The 6047-nt window shown below is 73.9% G+C and carries 5 protein-coding genes and 1 pseudogene; 2 read left to right on the top strand and 4 right to left on the bottom strand.

All coding sequences use genetic code 11. The annotated features are described in order from the left end of the window. From ASE27_RS18275 to ASE27_RS18265, 3 genes and pseudogenes are all read right to left on the bottom strand, one after another. Positions 1-111 (bottom strand): annotated as a pseudogene (locus ASE27_RS18275) (ferredoxin); the annotation flags it as partial. A 146-nt stretch (positions 112-257) separates the two neighbouring features. Next, a complete protein-coding gene (locus ASE27_RS18270) occupies positions 258-941 on the bottom strand; it encodes a response regulator transcription factor (RefSeq protein WP_056654010.1) in 684 nt (227 codons plus the stop codon). A 5-nt stretch (positions 942-946) separates the two neighbouring features. After that, on the bottom strand, positions 947-2461 hold the full coding sequence (locus ASE27_RS18265) for an ATP-binding protein (protein WP_082609119.1): 1515 nt from the start codon (positions 2459-2461) through the stop codon (positions 947-949). A gap of 156 nt (positions 2462-2617) precedes the next feature. Between ASE27_RS18265 and ASE27_RS18260 the strand changes: the two genes are divergently transcribed. Together ASE27_RS18260 and ASE27_RS18255 are read left to right on the top strand one after the other, a co-directional pair. After that, positions 2618-4312, top strand: a complete 1695-nt coding sequence (locus ASE27_RS18260) for a PspC domain-containing protein (protein ID WP_056653941.1) — start codon at positions 2618-2620, stop codon at positions 4310-4312. After that, entirely contained in the window at positions 4309-5013 is a 705-nt protein-coding gene (locus tag ASE27_RS18255) for a hypothetical protein (protein WP_056653938.1), read from the top strand. The genes ASE27_RS18260 and ASE27_RS18255 overlap by 4 nt, the downstream gene beginning before the upstream one ends. Positions 5014-5162: 149 nt before the next feature. Here the strand turns inward: ASE27_RS18255 and ASE27_RS21220 are convergent, their stop codons facing one another. Beyond that, on the bottom strand, positions 5163-5924 hold the full coding sequence (locus ASE27_RS21220; protein ID WP_369800572.1) for a hypothetical protein: 762 nt from the start codon (positions 5922-5924) through the stop codon (positions 5163-5165). Positions 5925-6047 lie beyond the last annotated feature (123 nt).

Raw genomic sequence — 6047 nt, 5'->3', positions numbered from 1 at the left:
AGGATGGATGTACAACGACCGCTTGCCCTCGTAGATGCAGTCCACCGGACACTCCTCGATGCACGCCTTGTCCTTCACGTCCACACAAGGCTGAGCAATCACGTACGTCACGTCGGAGGTCCTTTTCGTCGGGCCGGAGGGCTTCACCCGGCTCCCTCCAGGCTATCGCCCCACCCGGCTGCGGCGAACCGCTTCTCACCTGCTAATACGGCCAGATCTCGCGGTTCGTCAGGTGTCCCCGGAGCGGACCGACGGGCTCAGAGGAGGCGCCGGGCCGCGGCCCACCGCGTGAGCTCGTGGCGCGAGGAGAGCTGGAGCTTGCGCAGCACCGACGACACGTGGGTCTCGACCGTCTTGACCGAGATGAAGAGCTCCGAGGCGACCTCGCGGTAGGCGTAGCCGCGCGCGATGAGCCGCATGACCTCCTGCTCGCGGGCCGAGAGCCGGTCGAGCTCGTCGTCGGCGACCGCGACGTCGGCCTGCCCGGTGCCGAACGCGTCGAGCACGAACCCCGCGAGCCGCGGCGAGAAGACCGCGTCGCCGCTCGCGACCTGGACGACCGCGCCCGCCAGGTCCGGACCCGAGATCGCCTTGGTCACGTAGCCGCGTGCCCCCGCCCGGATGACCGCCACGACGTCCTCGGCCGCGTCGGACACGGACAGGGCGAGGAACCGCGTGGAGCCCAGGAGGTCGGAGCAGCGGGTGATGACCTCGGCCCCGCCTCCGCCGTTGCCGCCCGGGAGGTGCACGTCGAGCAGGACGACCGGTGGCCGCAGGGCGCGGATGGCCTCGACGGCGCCGTCGACGCTGTCGGCCTCGCCCACGATGTCCACGCGCCCGTCGAGGCTCGCACGGACCCCCGCGCGGAACATGTGGTGGTCGTCGACGAGCACGACCGGGACGGGCGCGCCCGGGAGCGTGGCCGGTTCGGGGTTCGGGATGGTGGTCACGTGCGCTCCTGGGTCGTGCGGGCGATGGGCTCGGGCTGCGGCGCGGGTCCCGTGAAGGGCGTCGGCGCAGGCCGCGCCCCGTTCCGGGCCGGTCCGACGGGCGTCGTGCCCGCGTCGGGCTCCCCCGGCATCCTAGGTGCGGTCGCACCCGCGGCGGCCGTCGAGGCCGTCGACTCGCCCTCGGCCTCGGCCGCCCGGGGCACCTTGAGCCGCACCTCGGTCCCCCACCCCGGCCGCGACACGACCTCGGCCTGCCCTCCGCGCCGCGTCACTCGCCCGATGATCGACTCGCGCACGCCGAACCGGTCCTGGGCGATGTCCTTCATCTCGAACCCGTCGCCGCGGTCGCGCACGAACACCTCGACCATGTCGTCGGACACCTCGAGGTAGACCGAGACGGGCGGACGCCCGTGCGCGACGGCGTTGACGAGCGCCTCGCGCGTGGCCTGGAGGAGCGCCGTGGTCTCGTCGGTCGGCACGCAGTCCCCCACGACGACGACGTCGACCACGACCGCGGCCGTCCCGGCCGACCCGCCGTCGCCGACCGTCCCCGCAGCGCTCATGCCCGCGGTGCTCGCGGCGCCGGCCGCGAGCCGCCAGCTCTGGCGGTCCTCGACCTCGCCCACGAGAGTCCGGAGCTCGGCCGCGAGCGACGTACCAGGAGCCGGTCGGTCGTTGTACAACCACTCGCGCAGCTCGCGCTCCTGGGCCCGCGCGAGGCGCGCGACGGTGTCCGCGTCGGCCGCGCTGGCCCGGATGAGCGCGAGCGTCTGCAGGACCGAGTCGTGCAGGTGGGCCGCGATGTCCGCCCGCTCGGCCTCGCGTGCCCGGGCAGCGCGCTCGTCGCCGAGCTCGCGCACGAGCCGCAGCCACCACGGGGCGAGCACGATCGCAGCGCCCGCGAGCACGGCGAGCGACGCCACGGTCGCCCGGACCATGTCCGAGGCCGTCGAGTCCTGACCCACCAGGAGCAGGACCCCGACCAGGACGAGGACCAGACCGCCCGCGAGCCGCAGGACACCGGCGGGCGTCCTGCCCCCCGCGCGCGAGAGCCAGCGGCCCCGCTGCGCGGCGTCGAGCTGCGACCACGCGAGGGCCGTCCCCGCGAGCGCGATGAGCACGGGCAGGACCCAGGAGACCTCGACGTCGACCCCGGCACGGGCCGCCAGCAGGACAGCGGCCCCGCTCAGCAGGACCACGCCGATCGCGACGTCACGCACCGGGAGCTTGCGCACGCGCCCCTGCAGACGGGGCGCGATCCGTCGGAGCGAGGCGGGGCGCTCCTCGTCGGCGGCCTGCGCCGGGTCGCCCACGGGCACCGTGACCCAAAGGAAGACGTACAGGACGATCCCCGCGCCGCCCGCGAGGGCGAGCAGGACCATCACGAGGCGCATCGCGCCCACGGGCAGGTCGAGGTGCAGCGACAGCCCTCGGCACACGCCACCGACCCAGCGTCCCTGCTCGGGGCGCCGGAGCGGGAGTCGCCTGGCTGGTTGCGCGGTCTGTGTCACCCTCTGATGGTCACACGTCCCGGCGACCCCACCGGGCGAAACGCCCCCTTGGTCCCATCCCTGACCGGAAGATCAGGGTCCCGCGGCGCGGGATTCAGGGTCGGCTCAGGGGAACACCCGATACCGTCCGGCGGAGGTGCGCGGCAGGCTGGAGCCATGAACACCGAGGACACCTCCCCAGAACCCCCGGCCGGGAGCTCCGCAGCGACCGGGGCGTCCCAGCAGACCGCCGGGACGCCCTACCCGACGAACGGTCCGGCGCCCGCGGGTCCCGACGGTCCGCCCGCGAACCCGCCGGCCCAGTCCACCGGGATGGACAGCTTCTTCGACGCCGTCCGACGTCTCGGCATCTCCCGCTCGGACGACCGCTGGATCGGTGGCGTCGCCGGCGGGATCGCCGACCGGTTCGGGATCGACCCCCTCATCGTGCGTGGTCTCCTCGTCGTCTCGGTCTTCCTCTCGGGAGCCGGCCTCGTCCTGTACGGCGTCGCCTGGGCCCTTCTCCCCGAGTCCCGGGACGGCCGCATCCACCTGCAGCAGACGATCCGCGGCGACTTCGACGTCGCGATGCTCGGGGCGGCCGCGACGACCATCGTCGGCCTGAGCTGGAGCACCGGCTGGTCGTCCTGGTGGCACTTCGCAGGGCTCGAGTGGCTCAACGGACTGTTCTGGACCGCCGCGGTCGTCGTCGTGATCGTGCTGGTCGTCAACCGTCGCAACGACAAGCGCGCCGCCTACACCGCGGCCCAGCACACGCAGCAGCAGGCCCCGCCGGTCGCTCAGCCCGGACAGCCCTACCCCGCGCAGCCGTTCGGACCGGGCGCGGCGCCGTCGCCCCAGCAGGGCCACCACGGGGCGGCCTGGCAGCACGGCCGACCCGGCCAGCCCACGCAGCCGCGACCTCCGTACGGAGCTCCCGCGCCGGGCGCCCAGCCCGCCCCCGGGGCGACGTACCCCGCGTCCCCCGCGGCGTCGTCGGGCCACGCGTACACCGCCTCCGCTCCCCTGCCCCCGCAGGGCTATGCGGGCCAGCGCCCCACCCCGCCCGTCCCGCCCCAGGCCTACGCCGCCCAGCAGGCCGCCGCCCAGCAGGCCGCGCGCGCCCAGGAGCAGGCCCGACGCCAGGCCCAGCGCGAGGCCGACCGGCTGCGCCGCCTCGAGGAGCAGCGCGCCCGCGCCGCCCGGCGCCCCCGCGGCCCGGGCACCGCGATCGTCGGGATCACGCTCGGCGTGAGCCTGCTCGGCGCAGCGGTCCTCATGCTGCTCGAGCGTCGCGACGTGATCGACGTGCCGTTCTTCTACACGTGGATCGGCGCGACGATCATCCTCCTCGGCCTCGGCGTCGTGATCTCGGGCCTGCGGGGCCGCACGAGCGGAGCCCTGGGTGGCCTCGCGATCGTCGCGACGATCATCGCGCTCCCGATCGCCGGCTGGAGCTCGGTCGACCGCTTCGACGTGAACCTCCAGGGCCGCGCGTCGGACTCGACCTACACGGTCACCTCGGTCAAGGACGCGGAGAACGGGTTCGGCTTCACGTTCGGCGACCCCGTCGTCGACCTGAGCCGGCTCGACCTGAGCGCGGTCGGCGAGGACCCCGTCGTCGTCCCCGTCGACCTGCGGGCCGGGGACCTGACCGTGATCGTCCCCTCGGGCGTCCCGGTCGAGGCCGAGGTCCGCGTCCTCGCTGGCAACGCGACCTGGACCGTCGACGGCGAGCGCCGCAGCGTCAACGGCGTCAACACCCGCCCGTACACCTTCACCACCGACTCCGTCTCCGACGGCGCCGACCCCGTGCTCCTGCTCGAGGTCGACGTCGCCGCGGGAGACGTCACCATCCGGGAGGAATCATGACCACCGAGAAGACCCCCTACGAGTCCGACGACAGCGACGAGACTCAGGCCCTCCCCCCGGTCGACCTGACGATCGAGCTCGCGGTCACGCCGAGCGAGACCACCGAGGAGGCGCGAGCCGGGGCCGACGAAGCCGACGGCGACCCCGACGCGACGCAGGTCCTGGAGGCGGCCGCTCCGTCCGAGGCCGACCTGGCCGACGAGCTGTTCCGGACCGAGGCGACCCAGGCGCTGCCCGCCGCCGAGCCCACCCAGGCTCTCCCCGTGACTCCCCCGACTCAGGCACTGCCTGTCTGGGAAGCGGCGCCTACGCACACGCAGGCCTACCCCGTGCAGGACGCGCCGGTCACCCCAGAGCCGGTCGTCCCGGCGGCAGCAGCTCCCGCAGCAGCCTCGGCACCCACCCCTGCGGTCGACCCGGCCGCGCAGTGGAACACCACGGCGCAGCAGAAGGCGAACCTCGCCCCCAGCAGCACGGTCCCCGGCGAGGACCCGCGCAACCGGGGCCTGCGCGTGGGCACGGTCGTGTGGGGCTTCATCATCGTCGCGGTGGGCGCGGGCATCCTCGCCCTGGCCCTCGGCGCGACGTACGACCTGGACGTCGCGCTCATCGCCCTGCTGAGCGTCGCGGGCCTGGTGCTCGTGGTCGGCTCGATCGTGTCGAGCAGCCGGCGCAGCGCCCGTGAACGAGCCCACCGGTGACCGTCCTCGCGTGAGTGCATGGTTCGGCTGCGACACGCCCGGCGTGTCGCAGCCGAACCATGCACTCGGCACCGGAAGAGGTGAGCACGACGGCGGCGCACCGGTCGAAGGACCGGTGCGCCGCCGTCGTGCTTCCGTGCGAGAGTGCCTCAGCGCGGGGGCGTGCCCTCCGTCGGGGGTGTTGCGGGAGGCGTGTCGGTACCGGTCGGCGGGACGCCCGGGCTCTTGGGCTCGACGACCGGCGGGACCTGGGTCGTGGGGACGCCCGGGCTCTTGGGCTCCTCGACGGGAGCCGTGTGGGTCGACGTGCGGGTGGGCGGCGTGACCGGCGGCGTCGTGGGTGCCGGCGTCGTGGGCGTCGTCGGGGCGGGCGTCACGGGCGCTGCCGGCGCCGCGTGCGCGGGGGTGTGCGCGGGCGGTGCGGCGGACGACAGACCGCCGCCCGAGGTGTAGCCGCCCGGCGTCTCGACCGCGACCGCCGGACCGCTCGCGATCTTGCGGAGCGCGATCCCGATGAGGATGAACATGATGCCCAGGCCGATCACGAGGGCAGCGACGCCGAACGCGACGACCGACGTGAAGAGCGAGGCACGCAGGAACGACGCGTTCATGACCGTGGCGCGGCGCTCGTCGTCCTGCGGGAGCTCGGCGTAGGTCTGGCCGTCGCTCATCTCGAGCGCGTGCTTGTTGATGACCTCGGCCTGCGCGTAGGCGGAGAACGGACCGCTGACGTGGGCCCCCGCGAGGAACGACGCGTCGTCGGACACCGTGATGTCCTCGGCCGACAGCTGCGAGGACACGACACCCCAGGTGACACCACCCGCGATGATCATGACGATCCCTGCGATGACGCTGAGGAGCCCGATGACTCCTACGCCCTTCGCGGGCCGAACCGTGACAGTGCTGGACATTGCGGTATCCCTCCCCGAGCCGGACCTTTGGTGTCAACGTAGCGACGTTTCGTCGTTTCCGCCGGACGAAAGGTCTGTTCGACGTCGAAACGGCGCACGCACGGGCAGGTCGGACACCGCGTG

The sequence above is a fragment of the Oerskovia sp. Root918 genome (assembly GCF_001428945.1).
Classification (GTDB): Bacteria; Actinomycetota; Actinomycetes; order Actinomycetales; family Cellulomonadaceae; genus Oerskovia; species Oerskovia enterophila.
This window is presented reverse-complemented; position numbering and strand designations above follow the sequence as displayed.

Bases quoted from the DNA above. Each gene is read 5' to 3' on its own strand.
- ASE27_RS18260 (WP_056653941.1), top strand. From the start codon at position 2,618: ATGAACACCGAGGACACCTCCCCAGAACCCCCGGCCGGGAGCTCCGCA.
- ASE27_RS21220 (WP_369800572.1), bottom strand. From the start codon at position 5,924: ATGTCCAGCACTGTCACGGTTCGGCCCGCGAAGGGCGTAGGAGTCATC.
- ASE27_RS18255 (WP_056653938.1), top strand. From the start codon at position 4,309: ATGACCACCGAGAAGACCCCCTACGAGTCCGACGACAGCGACGAGACT.